This window comes from Pseudomonas sp. FeN3W, assembly GCA_030263805.2.
GTDB lineage: Bacteria > Pseudomonadota > Gammaproteobacteria > Pseudomonadales > Pseudomonadaceae > Stutzerimonas > Stutzerimonas stutzeri_G.
Window position 1 is genome coordinate 3,416,299 of the sequence record CP136010.1, and the last position, 20,926, is coordinate 3,437,224.

The following is a 20,926-nucleotide window of genomic DNA, read 5'->3' on the forward strand; positions in this document are numbered from 1 at the left end:
GGGGAAACGGACGCGCAGTATAACTGCATGCAGTTCGCGGGGTGCTCAGTGGCCGGTGCTGCCGGAGAACAGCTGAATGACCACCACGCCAGCGATGATCAGGGCCATACCGAGCACTGCCGGCAGGTCCAGGTGCTGGCGATAGATCAGCGCCGCAGCGATGCTGACCAGCACGATGCCCAGGCCCGCCCAGATGGCGTAGGCGATCCCCACCGGAATGGTCTTCACCACCAGCGCCAGCATCCAGAAGGACAGGCTATAGCCACAGATCACCAGCAACAGGGGCAGCGGGCGGCTGAAGCCGGCCAGGGCTTTCATCGAGGTGGTGGCGATCACTTCGGCGCAGATGGCGATGGCCAGGTAAACGTAACCGGACATGGGAAATCCTGATCGTGGGCTGGAGGAGGTCAACTTCGTTCGGTCGCGTCCTCGTCAACTAGTTCGCCAGCCGTGGCGATTGTGGCTCGCCGGCAGGCGGCTTGCTAAGCTCCGCGCCCATGAATCGCACCCTCTATACCCTGCTGTTCCACCTCGGCCTGCCGCTGGTATTTCTGCGCCTGCTCTGGCGCGCCTGGCGCGCGCCGGCCTACTCCCGTCGTATCGGCGAACGTTTCGCCTTTGGTTTGCCGCCGCTTCGTCCGGGTGGCATCTGGGTGCATGCGGTGTCGGTCGGCGAGAGCATCGCCGCGGCGCCGATGGTCCGTGAGCTGATGGCACGCTACCCGCAGCTGCCGATCACCATCACCTGCATGACGCCGACCGGCTCCGAGCGCATCCAGGCGCTGTTCGGAGACAGCGTGCAGCATTGCTACCTGCCCTATGACCTGCCTTGGGCGGCGGCGCGCTTTCTGGATCGCCTGCAGCCGAAGCTGGCGGTGGTGATGGAGACCGAGCTCTGGCCCAACCATATCCATCAGTGCGCCCGGCGCGGCATTCCGGTAGCGCTGGCCAATGCTCGCTTGTCCGAGCGCTCGGCTCGCGGCTACGCGCGCTTCGCCCGTCTGACCGCGCCGATGCTGGCCGAGCTGAGCCTGATTGCCGTGCAGACAGAGACTGAAGCCGAGCGTTTTCGCCAGCTCGGCGCACGCCACGAATGCGTCGAAGTGACTGGCTCGATCAAGTTCGACCTGGCCATCGACCCGGCACTGCTGGCGCGGGCGACCGAATTGCGCGATCAATGGGCGGCGCAGGATCGGCCGCTGTGGATTGCCGCCAGCACCCATGCCGGCGAGGACGAAATCATCCTGGCCGCGCACCGACGCTTGCTGGAGCGGTTTCCGCAGGCCCTGCTGCTCCTGGTACCACGGCATCCGGAACGCTTCATCTCGGTGTTTGAACTGGCGTGCAAGGAAGGCTTTGCCGCGGTGCGCCGCTCGACGGGCGAGACGGTTGGCGCCGGCACGCAGGTGCTGGTCGGCGACACCATGGGCGAGCTGCTGTTTCTCTATGCCTTGGCCGACGTGGCCTTCGTCGGTGGCAGCCTGGTGCCCAATGGCGGACACAACCTGCTGGAGCCTGCGGCGTTGGGCAAGCCGGTCCTCAGTGGTCCGCATCTGTTCAACTTTCTCGAAATCTCCGCGCAGCTGCGCGATGCCGGCGCCCTGCGCGAAGTGCAGGATGCCGATCAGCTGGCGGATGCTGTCGGTGAAATCTGGCGCGATTCGGCTGCCGCGCAACGGATGCGTGACGCCGGGCTGGGCGTGCTCAAGGCCAATCAGGGCGCCTTGCAGCGTCTGCTGACAGGGCTGGCGAGGCTGCTCGGCTAGCTGGTGTGTCTGGTCCGCGAGGAAGCCGGATCAACTGTCGGCGTCATTGCGCCGTCTGGGGGGCGAGCGCCTGGTGGGCTTTAGCCCACCCAACCGCGGTTCAAGCGAGCCCCCTGGCTCAATAATCCACCCGCACCGGCTGACCGATGGTCTGCGGCAGATCCGGCGGCAGGAAGTCGGTGTCCGGGTTGTAATCGGGTTTCAGGTAGGCCGCCAGCTGCTGCAGGTCGTCCGGATTCAGCGTGCCGGCCGCCTGCTTCAGGCGCAGGTTGTCGAGAATGTAGTCGTAGCGGGCGTTGTTGTAGTCGCGTACCGCGGCATACAGGCGCCGCTGGGTGTCGAGCACATCGACGATGTTGCGGGTGCCGACCTGATAGCCGATCTCCGTGGCTTCCAACGCACTCTGGTTGGAGATGATCGACTGCCGGCGGGCCTGGACCTGTTCGATATCGGTGTTCACCGCGCGGTGCAGGTTGCGTGTGGCCTCCACCACCTGGCGGCGCAGGCTTTCGCGCTGCTGCTCGCTCTGGCTGAGCTGGTAATAGGCCTCGCGGCTCTGCGAGGTGGTCAGCCCGCCGCTGTAGAGCGGGATGTTCAGCTGCAGGCCGATGCTGCGCTGCTCGACGTCGCCGGTATAGCGCGGCATGTCGAAGCCGGGGATGCTCTGGGTGTTGCTGAAGCCGAGCGCGTCGTTGTCGCCCTTGCGGTACGAGGCCACGGCGTCGAGTGTTGGCGCATGGCCGGAGCGGCGCTGGCGCAGGGTTTCCTCGGCGGCGGTCACGGCGTAATTGACCGCCAGCAGGTTGAGGTTCTGCCGCGTCGCCGTATCCACCCACGCCTTGGCCTCGTTTGGCACCGGCGCCAGCACCGGCAGGGTATGGCGGATGCCCTCCAGTGCCACGTACTCGCGGTTGGTTAGGGTGAACAACGCCTGGAAGGCGTCCTCGACCTGGCGTTGGGCGATGGAGCGATTGGCGCGCGCGGTATCGAAGCCGGCCTGGGCTTCGAGCACATCGGTCTTGTCGGAAAGGCCCACCTCGAAGCGTTCGTTGGCCTGGTCGAGCTGGCGCTTGAACGCGGCTTCCTCGGCCTTTACCGCGGCCAGATTGTCCTGCGCGCGCAACACGGCGAAGTAGGCCTGGGCGCTCTGCAGGATCAGGTCCTGCTCGGCGATGGAGTATTCGATTGCGGCCTGCTCGCTCACGGCTTCCGCAGCCTTGAGCTGGAACCAGCGGTCGGCACGGAAGATCGGCTGGCTCAGCGTCGCCTGATAGGCGGTGCCACTGCGTGATAGCGACGTGGAGCCCATGCTGGTGTCGACGTCCGTTTCGGTGTCGCTCAGCTCGGCGCCGGCGCTGAGGTTGGGCAGCAGGCCGGCGCGTGCCTGTGGCACCACTTCCTGGCGTGCGCGGAACTGCGCCCGGGCTGCCGCCAGGTCGGCGTTGTTGTTGACGGCTTGCTGGTAGACGCTGACCAGATCGGTCTTGCTGGCGAGGGGGGCGGTCTCTTGCGCCCAGGCTCCTCCGGCAGTGAGGGTGGCCACGGCGAGAGCCAGGGGGAGTCTGCGCAGCATGTTGGGTCCATCCTGAATAGAGCTGATGGGCAAGGCTAAGCGGCAGCTGTCAGGGGGTCAAGGCGCGCGTGCGCCGTGGTGTGAGGCGGCGATGGCGGTCCGGGCAAATGACCGAACGGTCGACTAGTTTCGTCGTTGCCATGGTGTTCGCCCAAGGTCTTGATTAGACTCGACGGCGTTCTTGTCGGGGTGCCTTGAAGCGAAGGCTGAGATCGGAAAGTTCCGGATCCCGTTGAACCTGATCAGGTTAAGGCCTGCGTAGGGAACAAGATGTCCTCGTCTAGAACGTGACGAGTCTCTCCACCGCAGTTGCGGTGCCCGACGCCCTTGATCCGCCGTGTTGCTCAGGTTCGCTCCGACACATCCCAGGAGAAGCCGATGAGCGTGCAAAGCAACAAGAACCTGAGTGAATCCGCCCAGGTCGACCAGCAGTCCATTCAACCCTTCCCGCGTTCGCAGAAAATCTATGTCCAGGGTTCACGCCCGGACATCCGCGTACCCATGCGCGAGATCAGCCTGGACGTGACACCCACCGACTTCGGCGGCGAGATCAACGCGCCGGTCACCGTCTACGACACCTCCGGCCCCTACACCGACCCGAACGTCACCATCGACGTGCGCAAGGGCCTGGCCGACGTGCGCAGCGCCTGGATCGAGGACCGCGGCGACACCGAGAAGCTGCCGGGGTTGTCCTCCGAGTTCGGCCAGCGCCGCCTCAACGATGCCGAACTATCCGCCATGCGCTTCGCCCATGTGCGCAACCCGCGTCGCGCGAAGGCCGGGCACAACGTCAGCCAGATGCACTATGCAAAGAAGGGCATCATCACGCCGGAGATGGAGTACGTCGCCATCCGCGAGAACATGAAGCTCGCCGAGGCGCGCGAAGCCGGCCTGCTGGCCGAGCAGCATGCCGGGCAGAGCTTCGGCGCCGCGATTCCCAAGGAGATCACCCCCGAATTCGTCCGCTCGGAAGTCGCGCGCGGCCGCGCCATCATCCCGGCGAACATCAACCACACCGAGCTGGAGCCGATGATCATCGGCCGCAACTTCCTGGTGAAGATCAACGGCAACATCGGTAACTCGGCGCTGGGCTCCTCCATCGAGGAAGAAGTGGCCAAGCTGACCTGGGGCATCCGCTGGGGTTCGGACACCGTGATGGACCTGTCCACCGGCAAGCACATCCACGAGACGCGCGAGTGGATCATCCGCAACTCGCCGGTACCGATCGGCACTGTGCCGATCTACCAGGCGCTGGAAAAGGTCAACGGCGTTGCCGAAGACCTGACCTGGGAGCTGTTCCGCGACACCCTGATCGAACAGGCCGAGCAGGGTGTGGACTACTTCACCATCCATGCCGGCGTCTTGCTGCGCTATGTGCCGCTGACTGCCAAGCGCGTGACCGGCATCGTCAGCCGCGGCGGCTCGATCATGGCCAAATGGTGCCTGGCGCATCACAAGGAGAATTTCCTCTACACCCATTTCGAGGAAATCTGCGAAATCATGAAGGCCTACGACGTCAGCTTCAGCCTCGGCGATGGCCTGCGTCCGGGCTCGATTGCCGATGCCAACGACGCCGCGCAGTTCGGCGAGCTGGAGACCCTCGGCGAACTGACCAAGATCGCCTGGAAGCATGACGTGCAATGCATGATCGAAGGCCCCGGCCATGTGCCGATGCACATGATCAAGGAGAACATGGACAAGCAGCTGGAATGCTGCGACGAGGCGCCGTTCTACACCCTCGGCCCGCTGACCACCGACATCGCCCCTGGTTACGACCACATCACCTCCGGCATCGGTGCCGCGATGATCGGCTGGTTCGGCTGCGCCATGCTCTGCTACGTCACGCCGAAGGAGCACCTGGGCCTGCCGAACAAGGATGACGTCAAGACCGGCATCATCACCTACAAGATCGCGGCCCACGCCGCCGACCTCGCCAAGGGCCATCCGGGCGCGCAGGTCCGCGACAACGCCCTGTCCAAGGCGCGTTTCGAGTTCCGCTGGGAAGACCAGTTCAACCTCGGCCTGGACCCGGACACCGCCCGCGCCTTCCACGACGAGACGCTGCCGAAGGAATCGGCGAAGGTGGCGCATTTCTGCTCCATGTGCGGGCCGAAGTTCTGCTCGATGAAGATCACCCAGGAAGTGCGCGAGTACGCTGCCGAGCACGGCCTGACCGATGAGCAGAAAGCCATCGAGGCGGGTTTCGCCGAGCAGTCCTCGCGCTTCAAGGACGAAGGCTCGGTGATCTACAAACAGGTGTGACCGGCGAGGGCGGGCCTGCGCTGATCATGAGCGCGGCTAACGCTGTGCGGTTATCCACCCTGCGGGAAGCTTCGCCTTGTGCTGCCGGCAGGCGTAGGGTGGATGGCCGAAGCCATCCACCGAATTGCCCGCCCAGCGCTACCCGAGGCGACCTGCAACTTATTGATTTTCCTGCATTAGACGCTTAGAGTGCTCGCCCTTCGCGATGCCCATGTAGCTCAGCGGTAGAGCACTCCCTTGGTAAGGGAGAGGTCGGCGGTTCAAGTCCGCCCATGGGCTCCATTGTTTGGCGGGTGCAGTCGTTAACTGTGACTTGGCCAATGGCCGCTGCAGCATTTTCCGGCTAAGGTCCCCTGTGTTTTCGACACTCAGGGACGAGTCATGGAAATCCTTCATCACGGCGCCGCCGATGGCGTCACCGGCTCCTGTCATCAGCTGCGCCTGGATACCGGTTTCAGCCTGCTGGTCGATTGTGGGCTGTTCCAGGGGGCCGATACCTCGCCGGGACGGGCCGGGGCCGGCAGTCTGGATATCGAGTTCGACCTGGCCGGCATTCGTGCGCTGGTCGCAACCCACGTGCATATCGACCACGTCGGCCGCATTCCCTACCTGCTGGCCGCAGGCTTCGGTGGCCCCATCCTCTGCAGTGAGCCTTCTGCCCGGCTGCTGCCGATCGTGCTCGAGGACGCCTTTCGTCTCGGCATCAGTCGTGACCAGCACAAGGTCGAGCAATATCTTGCGCTCGTCGAGCGGCGTCTGATCGCGTTGCCCTACAACCGCTGGTTCACCCTCAGCGACACGTCGTCGTTGCGGGCGCGCATCCGCCTGCGGCGCGCCGGGCATATCCTCGGCTCGGCCTATGTCGAGGTGGACATCAGGCGTCCTGGCCAGGCACGTCGGCGTGTGCTGTTCTCGGGTGATCTCGGTGCGCCTCATGCGCCTTTGCTGCGCCCGCCGCAAGTGGCGGCAGGCGCCGACGTGGTGGTGCTGGAGAGCACCTATGGCGACCGCCAGCACGAGGATCGAACCCGGCGCCGACAACGCCTGAAACGACTGATCGAGAAGGCGCTGGCCGACGACGGCAGCGTGCTGATCCCGGCCTTCAGCATTGGCCGCACTCAGGAGCTGCTCTACGAGCTGGAACAGATCATCTTCGAGGCCCATGCCGGGGCCGGCCCTGCGTCTGGTGCCGGCTGGCGGCAGCTGCCGATCATCCTCGACTCGCCGCTGGCCAGTCGCTTCACCGAGGCATACCGCGAGCTGCGCCCGTTCTGGAATGACGAAGCGCAGGGTCGGCTGCGCGAGGGGCGCGATCCGATGGCATTCGACCAGCTGCTCACCGTCGACAGCCACGACCAGCATCTGAGCATGGTCCGCCACCTGGCCGAAACGGCGCGGCCGGCCGTGGTCATCGCCGGTGGCGGCATGTGCGCCGGCGGGCGCATCGTCAACTATCTGAAGGCGATGCTCGAAGATCGGCGGCACAACGTTCTTTTCGTCGGTTACCAGGCTGCCGGCACCCCTGGGCACGCCATCCAGCGCTTCGGCCCTCGCGGTGGCTACGTCGAGCTCGATGGCCAGCGGCTGGACATCCGCGCCGGTATTGAAAGCATTGGTGGCTACTCGGCGCATGCCGATCGGAATGGGCTGCTTGGCTTCATCACCACGATGCGGCGCTGGCCGAGCGAGGTGCGGCTGGTGCATGGCGAGGCGCGCGCCAAGCAGCAACTGCGCGAGGGCCTTATGTCAGCCTATGCGGCCAAGGGGCGTAGGGTAGACGTGCTGGTCCCCGAGCGCTGAGCTTCGCTCTAGCGGCCCTGCAGTACGTCCCGGTAGACCTGTACCGTTTGCTCGCACATGCGCTGCGCACTGAACTTCTCCCCGAAGCGGCGCGCCGCATTCGCGCCCAGCTCGGCGGCCAGAGCCGGATTCTCCCAGAGTTGGCTCATGGCCCGTCGCAATGCTGGCGAGTCGGCCGGCGGGACGGCCATACCGGTAACGCCGTCCAGGTTGACGAATGTCGTCCCCGTGCCGATCTCGCAGGAGATCATCGGCTTGCCATACATGGCTGCCTCCAGCAGAGAAATGCCGAATGCCTCCGAGCGCAGGTGTGATGGAAAGACGAATGCGTGGCAGAGTTGCAACAGGCAGGCCTTGTCCTCATCGGTGATCCGCCCGGTCCAGATCAGATGTGCAAGTCCGAGCTGGCGTGCCTGTTCCTTGAGGTTGGCTTCCTCAGGACCTGCGCCAGCGATCACTACTGGCCAGCCAGTGCCGGCCACCGCCTCGAGCAAATACTCCAGCCCCTTGTAGTAACGCAGTACGCCGACAAACAGGAAAAAGCGCGCCGGCAGGCGTCCGCGCCAATAGGTCAAGCGCTCGGTCGAAGGCTCGGGGTAGGCCTGGCGATCCAGGCCATAGGGTATGACTACCGTCTTGCCGCCAAACCGACCCAGGACCTCGCTGCTTTCAAGATAGTTCGGCGAGGAAGCGATGATGCGGTCCACGCCCGCCAGGAAGCGCTGCATCAGCGGCTTATAAAGGGCGAGCAGTGTGCGCTGGCGGACGATGTCCGAATGATAGCTGACGACGCATGGCCGCTTGTGCCGGCTCACGAAGTGCACTAGATCCATTACCGGCCAGGGAAAATGGAAATGGATGATATCGGCCTGCCTAGCCGCATCGCTGAACAACGCGAATGCTTCCCGGGAAAAGCCGGTGGAGGCAATGAACAGATCCTGACGCGCCCTGATCACCTCGTGGTCAGCGACCCATAGGCGTTGCGGCGAAGCATCAGAGCTCAGTGTCAGTACTCGGCTTTCAACCCCCAGTTCGCGGTTGCCTTGGCACAGCTGATAGATGACCTGTTCTATACCGCCGGTGGTATCCGGCAGGTAGGTCTTGAAAAAGTGAAGGACGCGCATGGGGGCTCGAGGCAGGTTGTGGGGCGCCTGAATACGCTGAGCGATCGGGCTGGCGCCAAAAGGGATAGAGGCCGGCATGGGGCCCCGGGCCGGAAATCTACCTTGCGTCCCAGTGTCCCGACAAGGGAGTCATTCATCGTACCAGCTCGGTTTACATTCTCCGGTGGATATAACGATGGTAGACTCCGCCGCTTTCGAATATGCCAGGCAGTACCGAATCCATGCGTAATGTTCGCGAAAACAGCCTGAAGACCGCGCTCAAAGCGTGCAAGGGCAGTTTCCTCTCGGTCGGCTTCTTCAGCTTCTTCGTCAATGCCCTGATGCTGGTGCCGTCGTTCTACATGCTGCAGGTCTATGGTCGTGTCGTGACCAGCGGCAGCATCCCGACGCTGGTGATGCTCACGCTCATCATGACCATTCTGATGGGCACCATGGGCTCGCTGGAGTGGGTGCGTTCGCGCATCATGGTGCGCCTGAGCACCCGGCTGGATGTCTTGCTGAGTCGTGACGTCTACCGGGCGAGCTTCAAAAAGGCCCTGGACAGCGGTGGCATGGATGCGTCGGCGCAGCCTCTTAATGACCTTACTGGGCTGCGCCAGTTCCTCACGGGTAACGGTCTTTTTGCATTTTTCGATACCCCCTGGCTACCGGTCTACATCGGCGTGATGTTCCTCTTTCACCCCTGGTACGGCTGGTTCGCCATCGGCTGCGCCATCGTTCTGCTCATGCTTGCGGTAGTCAACGAAAAGCTGACCGGCAAGGCCATCGCCGATGCCAACAAGCAGAACATCGCTGCGAACCTGCACACCAACAAGAATCTGCGCAACGCCGAAGTGATCGAATCCATGGGTATGCTGGAAACGCTCATGGGGCGCTGGGGCGAGCGTCAGCGTCAGGTTCTGCTGTTGCAATCGCAGGCTAGCGACAAGGGTGGAATGGTTACCTCGTTCTCCAAGACATTCCGCATGCTGTCGCAGTCGCTCATTCTGGGCATTGGTGCCTATCTGGCGGTCAAGCAGGAAATCACTCCCGGCCTGATGATTGCCGGCTCCATTCTCCTCGGTCGGGCGCTGGCGCCGATCGACCTGATGATCGGCAGCTGGAAGGGCTTCATTTCGGCGCGTTCCCAGTACGCACGGCTGAACGAAATCCTCGACGAGCAGCAGGCTGAGCCGCAACGCATGTCCTTGCCCGCACCCGAGGGCCATGTGCTGGTAGAAAACCTCATCGTCAGTGCGCCCGGTTCCAAGACGCCGATTCTCAAGAACATCAGCTTCGCCGTACCGGCAGGCTCGGTAGTGGGTGTCATAGGCCCGAGCGCCTCCGGCAAGTCCACATTGGCCCGCGCCCTGCTTGGCGTCTGGGCGCCGCAGCATGGTGTGGTGCGGCTCGATGGCGCGGATATCAACAATTGGGACAAGCGCGAGCTGGGCCCCTACGTCGGTTATCTGCCGCAGGACATCGAACTGTTCGAAGGCAGCATCAGCGAAAACATCGCCCGCTTCCGCGAAATAGAGCCGGACAAGGTCATCCAGGCAGCCAAGGCTGCCGGCGTGCACGAGATGATCCTGCAACTGCCTGAAGGCTATGACACGGTGATCGGCTCGGACGGCGTCAACCTGTCCGGTGGCCAGCGCCAGCGCGTCGGCTTGGCGCGGGCGATCTACGGCAGCCCTCGGCTGATTATCCTTGACGAGCCCAACTCCAACCTCGACGAGGTCGGAGAGCGCGCACTGGCCATGGCCATCCAGCAGCTAAAGGCCAGTGGCGCCACGGTGTTCATCATTACCCACCGCACCAGCATCCTGGCCCAGCTTGATCGCCTGCTGGTTATGAGCAACGGAGCAATCGGCCTGTATGGGCCGCGCGACAAGGTCATGGCCGAACTCAACAAGCAACAAGCCAGCGCCCAGAAGATTGCCCAGGTAACGCCTGGGCAATCTGCGGCACGCTCGTAACCGAGACCATCATGACCAGCATGAACAATGCCATCGAAGATCGCCTTGCCAGCCTGCCGGCGTCGGACCGCAAGGCTCGCCTGATCGGTTTTGCCATCGTTTTCGTGACGTTTGGGCTCTTTGGTGCCTGGGCCACCTTCGCCCCTTTAGGCAGCGCCGCACTGGCGCCCGGTGTAGTGACCGTGCAGTCCTATCGCAAGACCATCCAGCACTTGGAAGGCGGCATCGTCAAGGAACTGCATGCCCGTGACGGAGACGTCGTGGCTGCAGGCGATCCGCTGATCGTGCTTGACGACACCCAGGTCCGTGCCGAATACGGCATGACGCTCAGCCAGCTGGTGGCTGCCCAGGCCATGGAAGCGCGGCTGCAGGCCGAGCGCGACGGGCGGGAGCAGATCGACTTCAGCGCAATGATCGAAACCAGCAGCCATCGCGCGATCGAGGCCCAGGACGGGGAAACCCAGGTGTTCAATGCCCGTCGTGGTTCCCGGCTTGGAGAAGTCGCGGTTCTGCAGAAGCGTGTCGGACAGCTGCAGGAGCAGATTTCTGGCTTGCAATCAATGGTCGCTACCAAGCGCAATCTGGAAAAGTCCTACCGCGATGAAATTGGCGAACTGACGGAGCTCTTGGCAGAGGGTTATGTCGACAAGCAGCGCCTGCTCGAACAGCAGCGCCGCCTCGACATGCTCAAGGCCGAGATTGCCGACCATCAGTCCGAAGTCACCAAGACCCGGTTGCAGATCAGTGAGACCGAGCTGCAGATACTCCAGCTGAATAAGGACTTCAATTCGGAGGTGGTGTCGCAGCTCTCCGAGGTGCAGACAAAGGTGTTCGACCTGCAGGAGCGCAAGGCCGCGCTGGAAGATCGCCTGAGCCGCATCGTCATCCGTGCCCCCGAAGACGGCATGATCCTGGGCATGAAGGTCCACACGATCGGAGGTGTCGTCAGCCCGGCCACGCCGTTGCTCGATATCGTGCCCTCGGTGTCCGACCTTATCGTCGAGGCTCAGGTGTCGCCTATCGATATTGACCGTGTAAGCGTGGGCAAGCCCGCCGATATCCGCTTCAGTGCCTTCAAGAGTTCGACCACTCCGGTGATCAAGGGTGTTGTCCGGCATGTATCGGCGGACCGCCTGATCAATGAGGAAACGGGCATGCCCTACTACCTGGCGCGCGTCGCGCTGACCGAAGAGGGCGCGCGGGCGCTGGGCTCGCTCACGCTCCAGCCGGGCATGCCCGCGGAGGTGCTGATCAATACCGGCAACCGGACGATGTTGCAGTATCTGATGCAGCCCGCGACCGATGCCTTTGCCAGATCATTGATCGAGGACTGATGGTGCGCTGCTTCGCTTCTCTTTGCTTCAGCCTGTTCTTCGGCCTCGTTCATGCCCAGGCCGCCGAAACACCGGCGGCGCCGCCGGGCGAGGTTACGGCCTCGAACTACTCGGCCAACCTGATGCAACTCTATCGCGAGTCCCGCCTCGAGGATCCGCGTGTGCTCGCCGCCTACGCTCGCGCCCAGGCTGGCAAGGAGCGCGAGCGCGAAGCTTTCGGCGGACTGCTGCCGCAGGTCACCGCCAGCAGCAGCTTCAACCGCACCAACCGCGACGTGGAAACCTACACCGAGAGCTTCAACAACGAACGCTACGCCCTCTCGCTGAGCCAGCACTTGTATAACAAGCAGGCCTGGGAGAATTACCAGGAGTTCAAGGCCCGGGCGCGGCAGGGCGAGTACGAAGCGGAAGATGCGCAGGCGGAGGCGACCGTTGACCTGGCTCAGCGCTATTTTGTTGCCCTGGCGTCGGACGACGAACTGGAGCTGGTGCTGGCCGAGCGCCGTGCCACGCAGAAGAATCTCGACCGCGTTGAGGCAATGTACGAGCGACAGCTCGCCATGGTGACCGACGTACTCGATTTGCGGGCGCGCGTCGATGCATTGGCTGCGCAGGAGGTCGAGGCGCGCAATCAGGTACGCGTCAGCCGCGAGGAGTTGTCCGAAATCATCGGTCGCCCCGTGACCGAGCGCCTCAGTCGTATACGCGAGGACATCGAGCTGCAGGTGCCGGGCGAAAGCGTCAGCGTCTGGGTCGAACGTGCTGTCGCCGCGAACCCTGCGCTCAAGGCCCAGGAGCAGGCTCTGGCGGCTGCCGAGGCCGCCCTTCGTGAAGGGCGGGGTGGGCATTACCCTTCGGTAAGTCTCAACCTCAGCGCTCAGCGCAGTGATGTCGGTTACGACAATACCCTTGCGCCTCGCTCGGATAGCTATGTCGCCAGCCTTGGCGTGCAGATCCCGATCTACAGTGGCGGCTCCACCTCGGCCCGTAGCCGCGCGCTCTACAACGACCGGCTTTCGACCGAGCAGCAGATGGAAGCGGTGCGGCGAGAAGTTGTCAAGGAAACAACCAGCGCCTACCTGACCGCCCAATCCAGCGTGGAAAGGATCCGTGCCTCACGTAATGCGCTGGAGTCGGCAGAGCGGTCCAGCGTGGCTGCCGAGCGCGGCTTCGAGTTCGGCGTCGTCAACGCGGTTGATGTGCTGACTGCGGTACAGAATGAATACAAGGCTCGGCGTGATCTGCTCAAGGCTCAGTACGATTTCATCACCAACCTTCTGGTGTTGAATCGTTGGGCCGGCGGCTTGTCCGAGCAGAGCGTTGCCAACGTTAATCTCTGGTTGGCTCGTGGCGAATCTGCACGGGCTTTGGAAGAAAAACAACGGAATGAGCATGAACAGTAAAACCGCGATCATCACCGGCGTCACCGGCCAGGACGGCGCCTACCTGACCGAACTGCTGCTGAACAAGGGCTACAAGGTCTACGGCACCTATCGCCGGACCAGCTCGGTCAACTTCTGGCGACTTGAGGAGGTCGGCGTGCTCGAGCACCCCTCACTGGAGCTGGTCGAGCATGACCTGACGGACCTGTCATCGAGCATCCGCCTGATGCAGCGCGCGCAGCCCTCCGAGGTCTACAACCTTGCCGCACAAAGTTTCGTCGGCGTGTCCTTCGATCAGCCGATCACCACCGCTGAAATTACCGGTGTTGGCGCGGTGAACCTGCTCGAGGCTATCCGTATCGTCAACCCGGCGATTCGTTACTACCAGGCCTCGACCTCTGAGATGTTCGGCAAGGTTCAGCAGATACCGCAGACCGAAGCCACTCCTTTCTATCCGCGCAGCCCCTATGGTGTGGCCAAGCTGTATGCCCACTGGATGACGGTCAATTACCGTGAGTCCTACGGCATATTCGGCGCGAGCGGCATTCTCTTCAACCACGAGTCTCCACTGCGCGGTAAGGAATTCGTGACGCGCAAGATCACCGACGCCGCTGCGCGTATCTCGCTCGGGAAACAGGATTGCCTGCAGCTCGGCAATCTCGATGCCAAGCGCGACTGGGGATTCGCCAAGGAATATGTCGAGGGCATGTGGCGCATGCTGCAGGTCGATACGCCAGATACCTTCGTGCTGGCCACCAACCGCACCGAGACCGTGCGCGACTTCGTTTCGCTGGCATTCAAGGCCGTGGATATCCAGCTCGACTGGCAGGGGGCCGCGGAGGGCGAGCGCGGGATTGACAGTCGTACCGGCAAGACCCTCGTTGAGGTCAACCCGCGCTTCTATCGCCCGGCTGAAGTGGACCTGCTCATTGGCAATCCTGAAAAGGCCAGGGCAGCCCTGGGTTGGGAGCCGAAGACCACGCTTGAAGAGCTTTGCCAGTTGATGGTCGACGCCGATCTGCAGCGCGTGCAAAACGGTAAGTCATTCTAAGTAACCGTACGCTTCGCTTTTTATGGGAGTCGGCCATGTCCGTGGAGGGGCCACGTGCTTCGCGGGCACGGCACGCTCCTGCGGTGGCTACGCGCTTTGCTTTTATGTGAATGAGGGTGGGGTGGCGGTATGGTTCCGAGCGTCATCCGGAGCGACCAATTGTCGTAATGGATGCCGGGGCTGGTTGTCGCCGCTTGCCAATGGCCGAAGGGGGAGTGATGGGGCTGCTGCGTTTTTTATTGGCCAGCCTGGTGCTTGTCAGCCATATGGGCATTACCGTTGCGGGCGTCAATCCCGGTGTCGTGGCCGTCATCGTCTTTTATATGCTTGCGGGCCACGTGGTGGCCTCGTTGTGGCGCCGCCGCCCTGAAGGTGGCTGGCTGTCCGGCGCGCTCTGGTTCTGGCATGACCGGGCCTGGCGCATTCTACCCTTGTACTTCGCCTGCCTGATCTTCGCCATAGTGGTCTGGTGGCTCGGCGCACAATCCTATTTCCTGTCACGCGAGCCGCAGTTGCAGGATTGGCTGGCGAATCTGCTGATCATTCCGCTCAACTACTATATGTATGGCGGGCAGGACACCTTTACCCTGCTCCCGCCAGCCTGGTCGCTGGCCGCTGAATTGCAGTTCTATCTGCTGGTGCCCTTTCTACTGTGCCGCTCGCGCTGGGCTGTCATCGCTGCCATGGCCAGTTTCCTGGTCTTCCTGTGCGCGCAAATCGGCTGGCTGCACACCGATGTCTTTGGCTATCGCCTACTGGCCGGGGTTGGCTTCATCTTCCTGGCCGGCACCCTCCTGAGCAACCCCGCCACATGGGCGCGCCGCCTGCTGCTGGTGCTCTGGCTGGGAAGCAGCCTGTATGCCGTCTGGCTGCTCACGTTCGGCCAGCATGTGCCGCACAACATAGAGGTAGCGCTCGGGCTGGCGTTCGGGTTGCCTATTCTTGTGCTGCTTCAGCGCTATCGCTTCACAGGTCGCTTTCAATCGCTGCAGCGGGCAGCCGGCAATCTGTCCTATGGCCTGTTCTTGCTGCACTTTCCGGTCATCTGGTTGCTGGAGCTGGCTGGCTGGAGTGGTCCCGGGGCGGTTTGGGCTGTGTGGTTGATCAGCGCACTGCTGGCCGGGCTAGGCCATTACGGGCTGGAGCTGCCCTTGTGGAAACGTTTCAGAAAGCAGCTGCCGGCACAAGCGCAGCCCAAGGGCGCCATTGCCGGCTGAGGGCCGTGTGCACCATTCGTCAGGCTGGCTGTAGTACTGCCGCAACCTGCCGATAGCACCATGCAACCTGGATATGAATCGCCAAAGGTCTACAAGTTCCACCTTTGGCTTGTCACTTGAAAGGTTTTTCGGCATCTTGTCGGCCACGGTGCTTGGCGTGGATGCTTAAGCTGAACCCCTTCGGGTTGCTTGCCCGTTATTGTGTCGTCATAATCGCCCCCGTCTGAGTCGCCCTCAGGCCAAGCGAACGCTTGCATTAATCCTTAAGGAGTTACAAATGGCCGTTACCGTTCAACAAGAAGTAGCTGCGCTGTACAGTGCGATTTTCAATCGTGCGCCCGATCAGGAAGGTCTGAACAACTGGGTTAACCTCATTCAGGGCGGTGCCTCCCTGTCCCAGGCTGCTGATGGTTTCGTTCAGCATCCGGTATTCACCGAGCTGTACGCTGGCCTGACCAATATTCAGTTCGTTCAGCAGCTGTACATCAACGTGCTGGGCTCCGAGGGCGATGCCAAGGGCATCCAGAACTGGGCCAACCTGCTGGCCAGCGGCGTGAGCAAGGCTCAGGTCGTGGCTGATTTCGTTCAGGGCGCACTGAGCGTCGATCTGGACGCCATGCTGGCTTCTGGCGAACTGACCCAGGCCGAGTACGACGCAGCAGTCGTTCGTCAGGACACCCTGACCAACAAAGCCAACGTCGGCATTTACTTCGCCGAAACCTTCGGCGCTGCCTCTAACCTGAACCCGGCCACCGACACCAGCACCGTTGCCGGCCTGCAAGCCGATCCGGCCTACCTGGCCTCCCAGGCTGCCATCGCCAACGTCACCGCCGATGCTGCCAGCGTTACCGCCGCTCAAGGCCGTATCGACGTAGCTGTTGGCACCGACGATCCGGCTGGTTCGCTGATTGGTCAGAACAGTGCGCTGACTGCTGCTCTGGTTGATCTGGCTGAAGCGCAGAAGGCTGCAGCTGACTTCCTCGAGGAGAATGAGCTGGCTGACCAAGCAGCAGTTAATACGGCTGTAACTAACGCACAGAGTAAGCTGGATACCGAAGTATCGGGGACTAATATTTCTCTTGCTGTTGCTAATGGTTACCTGACCGACCGTAAAGCTGCTGTGGTTACAGCTCAAAATGACGTAGCTGCCAAGCAGAAGGCTGTTAACGAAGTAGAGGGTGCCGCCGCAGCCATTGCTGCTCGTGATGCGACCGCTATCGCTAAAACAGCTGCAGATGCTTCTGCTCTTACTGCCAAGGCTGCTGCAGCCGGTGCGGAAACCAATTTCCTCACGCTGAATAGCACTGTGGGTAGCGTTGGCTATACCGACGGTGTTGCTGTGACTCCGGCAGCTAAAGCACCTGTGGTCACGGTGGGTACTGAGGTTACCACTGGCGCAGGTACAGACGTCATTACGTTCGACGCTGATGGCAAGAACTTGATCATCGTCGAAGCCTACAAAGAAGTTGCCGGTGTTAATGAACTGCTGGCTGCAGTCAAAGCCGACCAGGCGGCGGTAGCTGCTGCTGCTAAAGCCACAACAGATGCCAGTAACGCTGCTAATGCAGTTACAAGCAACACCAAAATCAATGCTGTTGATGTTGCTTTGACTGCAGCCAAAGGCACCCTAAAAAACGCCAATGATGAAGTCACTGAGCTTACAACTGCTATCAATGAACTTGAAGCTGCATTGAAAGTGCAGGCTGACTACAAAGGTTTGACTGATGCGATTGAAAGTGCTGTTGAGGCCGTAGAGGCTCTGGGTGTGACGATTGTTACTGGTACAGGCACTGCGGAAGACGATCTTTTCCTAGCCTCCGATGCCGCCAATGCCTCAATCGGCAGCTTCGGTACTGCCGGTAACGATCTGCTCTTTATCGGCACCGAGTACAAGGCCGGCACTGGTGACTACTCTAAGCTTGAAGGTGACGCTAACGCATTGGAGGTGTTCATCATTCAGGGTGCTACTGGCGCTGAGATCCAAATCGAAACTGAAACTTTTGCCAGCAATGCTACTGGCCAGGCGGATGTCACTACCATCACCCTGACTGGCGTCAACGCTGCGGACCTGGTCTTCGAAAACGGCTTCGTCAGCTTCGCCTAAGTTCTACGCTGGCCTTCGGGTCAGCTTGAGCTGATAAAAAACCCGGCTTCGGCCGGGTTTTTTCTTTATAAATACTGGCGACACTCGCTCAAGCCAGCTATGGCATGCGACTAAAGACATTCCGCACACAGCGCTGTAGCATCCGCGACTTTCGTGCCATCTCCGAGAGGTTATTACCCGTGCCCGCAGTTTCCTTACGGCCAACCGGCCCTGTCGGCCTGGTAGTGGCCCTAACCTTGGGTATCGGCTTTGTCGCGGTGACCTTCGGCCTGTCTTTCGTGCTGGGGGTGTCCGGCTTCTGGCAGACCGATGTCGATGACGTGACCCAGTATGTCGCGGGGTTCAACCATTATTTCGCAGCGCCCTGGCAGTTTCCGCTGCTGGCGTTCGACAGCCTCAATTACCCGCAGGGCACGCGCGCGACCTTCGTCGATGCGATTCCGCTGTATGCCTTGCTGCTCAAGGCCTTGCTGCCGGCCAGCCTGGCGCCGTTGAACCCCTATGGGGTATGGGTCGCGCTGTGCTTTATCCTGCAGCCGGTGGGTGCCTGGTGGATCGTCCGGGAGCTGCGCATCAACTCCTGGACGCTGCTTATCGGCCTGGCGCTGGTGCTGCTGGTTTCGCCGGCACTGATGGCGCGTATCGGCCATATATCGCTGATGTCGCACTGGATTCTGCTGTTCGCCCTGGCCTTGTACGTTCGCGGCTTGCGCCTGGCGGCGTTGCCCGTTGGCGGCTGGGCCGTGCTGCTGCTGGCCGCGTTCTATATCAACATCTATCTGTTTGTGATGGCCGCCGGCATATACCTGGCCGGGGCGCTGGCGGTGGGGGTCTACCGGCACTGGCGCAGCCTGCTGTTTTTTATGCTGCCGTTTGGGCTGCTGCTGGCCAGCCTGCTCGTGACCCTGCTGCCGATGCCGCTGGCCGAGGTGACCCGCGAGTGGGGCTTTGGCTATTACTCGATGAACCTGCTCTCGCCGCTGCTGGGCGGGCATTTCCTGCAGGTGCAGGCCGAGGCGGGGCCCGGCCAGTACGAGGGCTTCAATTACCTGGGGCTGGGGCTGCTGGTCGCTTTTGCCCTGGCCCTGGGGCTGTGCCGGCGCCACGACCGGGGCTTCTTCAGGCGCCACTGGCCGTTGACGCTGCTGATGCTGGGCTACAGCCTGTATGCGCTGTCCAATCAGGTCTATCTGGGCGGCACCGAGATTCTGGTGATCCGCTATCCGGAATTTCTGGGCGGGCTTACCGCGCAGTTTCGCGCCTCCGGGCGCTTCTTCTGGGCGGTGGGCTACTGTGTGGCGATCTTCTCGTTGCTGACCCTCTACCGCCGCCTGGGCCGTGTGGCCTTCACGGCGACCGCGGCCGTGCTGGTCGCACTGCAGCTGGCGGATCTGCGACCCCACTATCGATCGCTGAAGGATGAGATTTCCGTTCAGGCCTCTCCGAAGATGGATGCCTCGGCATGGGACGCGGTACTGGGTGCGAACGTTCGCAACCTGTACTTCTATCCGAAGTTCAAGTGCGGGCAGCATCCGCCCCATGACAGTCTGCTACCGGTGATGAAGTATTCCGGCGAGCGGCAGCTGAAACTCAACACGGGCTATATTGCCCGCTACACCCCGCGCTGTGACGATATTGCCGAGGAGATCAGCGGCTCGGCGCTGGAGGCTTCGGCCTTTATCTTCGTGCGCAAGGAGTTCGAAAGCCTCGCCAGGGTCGAAGCGCTGTTGCCAGCGGGTGCGGCGCTGGGCTGCCAGGCGCTGGACTTTGCTTATGTTTGTCTACAACCGACTGAGTGACTGGGATGGTTCAGAAGAAGAAAATCACGCTTGTCGCACCCTTCTATAACGAGGAGGCGGGCGTGGTCCGGTTCTTCGAGCGTATCGACACAGCGCTCGCGCCGATCCGTGATCACTATGACCTGGAGGTTGTGTGCGTCAACGATGGCAGCCGCGACCGCACGCTGGAGATGCTGAAGCAGGCGCGAGAGGGGCGCAGCTATATCCGTATCGTCGATTTCTCGCGCAACTTCGGCAAGGAGGCCGCCATCACTGCCGGGTTGGATTTCGCTACTGGCGATGCCGTGGTGCCAATCGATTCGGATTTGCAGCACCCGCCCGAACTGGTGCTGAAAATGATCGACGAATGGGAGGCTGGTTATGAGGTGGTCCTGGCGCGCCGGGTAGACCGCAATACCGATCGGGCAATTCAGAAGGTCAGCGCGCGGGCGTTCTATGCCGTCAGCCGGAGTATTTCCCATATCGAGATTCCGGCGGACGTGGGTGACTTTCGTCTTATGGATCGCAAGGTGGTCGAGGCGATCAGGTCGCTGCGCGAGAACTCCCGCTTCATGAAGGGGATCTTTGCCTGGGTTGGCTTCAAAAGTACCGTTGTCGATTATCAGGTAGAGCCGCGCGAGCATGGCAAGTCGAGCTTCAATACCTGGAAGTTGTGGAATTTTGCCCTGGAGGGCATTACCAGTTTCAGCACTGTGCCGCTGCGCATCTGGACTTACATCGGCGGATTCGTCTCGCTGCTGGCCTTCGTGTATGCCCTGTACCTGATCATCAAGACGTTGATCTATGGGGGCGATACGCCCGGTTATGCCTCGCTGATGGTCGTCATGCTGTTTACGGCCGGGGTACAGCTGATCGGAATCGGTGTGCTCGGCGAATATATCGGGAGGGTCTTTTCCGAGGTCAAAAGGCGGCCTTCCTATATCGTCCGGGAGGTCATCGACGAGTGATACGCGCACTCTTTGCACGTCATGCCCAGCTCATGTGTTTTGCGCTGATAGGGGTAGCCAATACCCTGGTTCACGGGGCTATTCTGGTCGTGGCGGTCGAATGGGTAGCGTTGGGCGTGACGGTTGCGCATCTGCTGGCTTTCTGTGTTGCCAATATCTTTTCTTATCTGATGAACAGTTGGCTGACCTTCAAGGCGGCGCTCTCGCCAGGCCGTTATGCGCGGTTCTTCCTGGCCTCGCTGCTGTCGCTGGGGCTTACGTTGCTGCTGGCCTGGATGTCAGAACTCTACGGGCTGCATTATCTGCTGGGCTTTATATTGATCGTGGTGGTGGTGCCGTTGTTGAGCTTCGCCGTTATGAAGTTCTGGACCTTCGCCCATGTGGGTGAGGCGCGCTCATTGCGTTGAGGCGGGCGCGCTGGCGTGTTTCGCAGGCATGGCCCGCTCCTACGTGGTGTGGGGCTCGGATTGTAGTGCCGGCCGCTGGCCGCGGCTGGTGGCTTTTGTGGGAACGGGCCATGCCCGTGAATGGCGCCACGCCGATGTGTGATTTTTTCGCGGGCATGGCCCGCTCCTACCAGGGCGAGCCTCGGCTTTATAGGAGCGGGCC

General features: G+C 61.9%; 15 protein-coding genes, 1 tRNA gene and 1 riboswitch. Of the genes, 13 read left to right on the forward strand and 3 right to left on the reverse strand.

Annotation, left to right across the window (positions count from 1 at the left end):
• Positions 1–45: 45 nt before the first annotated feature.
• On the reverse strand, positions 46–378 hold the full coding sequence (locus P5704_016100; GenBank protein ID WOF77565.1) for a multidrug efflux SMR transporter: 333 nt from the start codon (positions 376–378) through the stop codon (positions 46–48).
• Between the two features lie 119 nt (positions 379–497).
• Here P5704_016100 and waaA point away from each other — a divergent pair, with 119 nt between their 5' ends.
• Positions 498–1,766, forward strand: coding sequence for a lipid IV(A) 3-deoxy-D-manno-octulosonic acid transferase (waaA, locus tag P5704_016105; GenBank protein WOF77566.1), 1,269 nt, complete (start codon positions 498–500; stop codon positions 1,764–1,766).
• Positions 1,767–1,884: 118 nt separating this feature from the next.
• Here waaA and P5704_016110 read toward each other — a convergent pair whose 3' ends face one another.
• Positions 1,885–3,339 carry a TolC family outer membrane protein gene (locus P5704_016110; GenBank protein ID WOF77567.1) on the reverse strand — a complete coding sequence of 485 codons (1,455 nt, stop codon included), beginning with the start codon at positions 3,337–3,339 and terminating at the stop codon, positions 1,885–1,887.
• Between the two features lie 175 nt (positions 3,340–3,514).
• A riboswitch (TPP riboswitch) is annotated at positions 3,515–3,621 on the forward strand.
• 96 nt (positions 3,622–3,717) lie between these two features.
• Between P5704_016110 and thiC the strand changes: the two genes are divergently transcribed.
• From thiC to P5704_016125, 3 genes are all read left to right on the forward strand, one after another.
• Positions 3,718–5,601 carry a phosphomethylpyrimidine synthase ThiC gene (gene thiC / locus P5704_016115; GenBank protein ID WOF77568.1) on the forward strand — a complete coding sequence of 628 codons (1,884 nt, stop codon included), beginning with the start codon at positions 3,718–3,720 and terminating at the stop codon, positions 5,599–5,601.
• 207 nt (positions 5,602–5,808) lie between these two features.
• Positions 5,809–5,883, forward strand: a tRNA-Thr gene (locus P5704_016120).
• A 99-nt stretch (positions 5,884–5,982) separates the two neighbouring features.
• On the forward strand, positions 5,983–7,401 hold the full coding sequence (locus tag P5704_016125) for an MBL fold metallo-hydrolase (GenBank protein ID WOF77569.1): 1,419 nt from the start codon (positions 5,983–5,985) through the stop codon (positions 7,399–7,401).
• 8 nt (positions 7,402–7,409) lie between these two features.
• Here the strand turns inward: P5704_016125 and P5704_016130 are convergent, their stop codons facing one another.
• Positions 7,410–8,525 carry a glycosyltransferase family 4 protein gene (locus tag P5704_016130; GenBank protein WOF77570.1) on the reverse strand — a complete coding sequence of 372 codons (1,116 nt, stop codon included), beginning with the start codon at positions 8,523–8,525 and terminating at the stop codon, positions 7,410–7,412.
• Positions 8,526–8,746: 221 nt separating this feature from the next.
• On the opposite strand from P5704_016130, the gene P5704_016135 reads away from it, so the two are divergent.
• The 9 genes from P5704_016135 (at position 8,747) to P5704_016175 (ending at position 20,724) form a co-directional block, all read left to right on the forward strand.
• The gene (locus P5704_016135) at positions 8,747–10,483 is read left to right on the forward strand and encodes a type I secretion system permease/ATPase (protein WOF77571.1); all 1,737 of its coding nucleotides are present in this window, start codon (positions 8,747–8,749) and stop codon (positions 10,481–10,483) included.
• A 20-nt stretch (positions 10,484–10,503) separates the two neighbouring features.
• A complete protein-coding gene (locus P5704_016140) occupies positions 10,504–11,817 on the forward strand; it encodes an HlyD family type I secretion periplasmic adaptor subunit (GenBank protein ID WOF81258.1) in 1,314 nt (437 codons plus the stop codon).
• Positions 11,817–13,220, forward strand: a complete 1,404-nt coding sequence (locus P5704_016145) for a TolC family outer membrane protein (protein WOF77572.1) — start codon at positions 11,817–11,819, stop codon at positions 13,218–13,220. Before P5704_016140 ends, P5704_016145 begins: the two co-directional genes overlap by 1 nt.
• Positions 13,204–14,250, forward strand: coding sequence for a GDP-mannose 4,6-dehydratase (gene gmd, locus P5704_016150; GenBank protein ID WOF77573.1), 1,047 nt, complete (start codon positions 13,204–13,206; stop codon positions 14,248–14,250). The genes P5704_016145 and gmd overlap by 17 nt, the downstream gene beginning before the upstream one ends.
• 218 nt (positions 14,251–14,468) lie before the next feature.
• Positions 14,469–15,467 (forward strand): acyltransferase, encoded by a 999-nt coding sequence (locus P5704_016155; GenBank protein WOF77574.1) that lies wholly within the window; start codon positions 14,469–14,471, stop codon positions 15,465–15,467.
• Between the two features lie 277 nt (positions 15,468–15,744).
• Positions 15,745–17,571, forward strand: coding sequence for a DUF4214 domain-containing protein (locus tag P5704_016160; protein WOF77575.1), 1,827 nt, complete (start codon positions 15,745–15,747; stop codon positions 17,569–17,571).
• Positions 17,572–17,750: 179 nt separating this feature from the next.
• The gene (locus tag P5704_016165; GenBank protein WOF77576.1) at positions 17,751–19,370 is read left to right on the forward strand and encodes a DUF6311 domain-containing protein; all 1,620 of its coding nucleotides are present in this window, start codon (positions 17,751–17,753) and stop codon (positions 19,368–19,370) included.
• Positions 19,371–19,375: 5 nt separating this feature from the next.
• Positions 19,376–20,317 (forward strand): glycosyltransferase family 2 protein, encoded by a 942-nt coding sequence (locus P5704_016170; protein WOF77577.1) that lies wholly within the window; start codon positions 19,376–19,378, stop codon positions 20,315–20,317.
• Positions 20,314–20,724 (forward strand): GtrA family protein, encoded by a 411-nt coding sequence (locus P5704_016175; protein WOF77578.1) that lies wholly within the window; start codon positions 20,314–20,316, stop codon positions 20,722–20,724. Before P5704_016170 ends, P5704_016175 begins: the two co-directional genes overlap by 4 nt.
• Positions 20,725–20,926: the final 202 nt, after the last annotated feature.

Bases quoted from the DNA above. Each gene is read 5' to 3' on its own strand.
- P5704_016100 (WOF77565.1), bottom strand. From the start codon at position 378: ATGTCCGGTTACGTTTACCTGGCCATCGCCATCTGCGCCGAAGTGATC.
- waaA (WOF77566.1), top strand. From the start codon at position 498: ATGAATCGCACCCTCTATACCCTGCTGTTCCACCTCGGCCTGCCGCTG.
- P5704_016110 (WOF77567.1), bottom strand. From the start codon at position 3,339: ATGCTGCGCAGACTCCCCCTGGCTCTCGCCGTGGCCACCCTCACTGCC.
- thiC (WOF77568.1), top strand. From the start codon at position 3,718: ATGAGCGTGCAAAGCAACAAGAACCTGAGTGAATCCGCCCAGGTCGAC.
- P5704_016125 (WOF77569.1), top strand. From the start codon at position 5,983: ATGGAAATCCTTCATCACGGCGCCGCCGATGGCGTCACCGGCTCCTGT.
- P5704_016130 (WOF77570.1), bottom strand. From the start codon at position 8,525: ATGCGCGTCCTTCACTTTTTCAAGACCTACCTGCCGGATACCACCGGC.
- P5704_016135 (WOF77571.1), top strand. From the start codon at position 8,747: ATGCGTAATGTTCGCGAAAACAGCCTGAAGACCGCGCTCAAAGCGTGC.
- P5704_016140 (WOF81258.1), top strand. From the start codon at position 10,504: ATGAACAATGCCATCGAAGATCGCCTTGCCAGCCTGCCGGCGTCGGAC.
- P5704_016145 (WOF77572.1), top strand. From the start codon at position 11,817: ATGGTGCGCTGCTTCGCTTCTCTTTGCTTCAGCCTGTTCTTCGGCCTC.
- gmd (WOF77573.1), top strand. From the start codon at position 13,204: ATGAGCATGAACAGTAAAACCGCGATCATCACCGGCGTCACCGGCCAG.
- P5704_016155 (WOF77574.1), top strand. From the start codon at position 14,469: ATGGGGCTGCTGCGTTTTTTATTGGCCAGCCTGGTGCTTGTCAGCCAT.
- P5704_016160 (WOF77575.1), top strand. From the start codon at position 15,745: ATGGCCGTTACCGTTCAACAAGAAGTAGCTGCGCTGTACAGTGCGATT.
- P5704_016170 (WOF77577.1), top strand. From the start codon at position 19,376: ATGGTTCAGAAGAAGAAAATCACGCTTGTCGCACCCTTCTATAACGAG.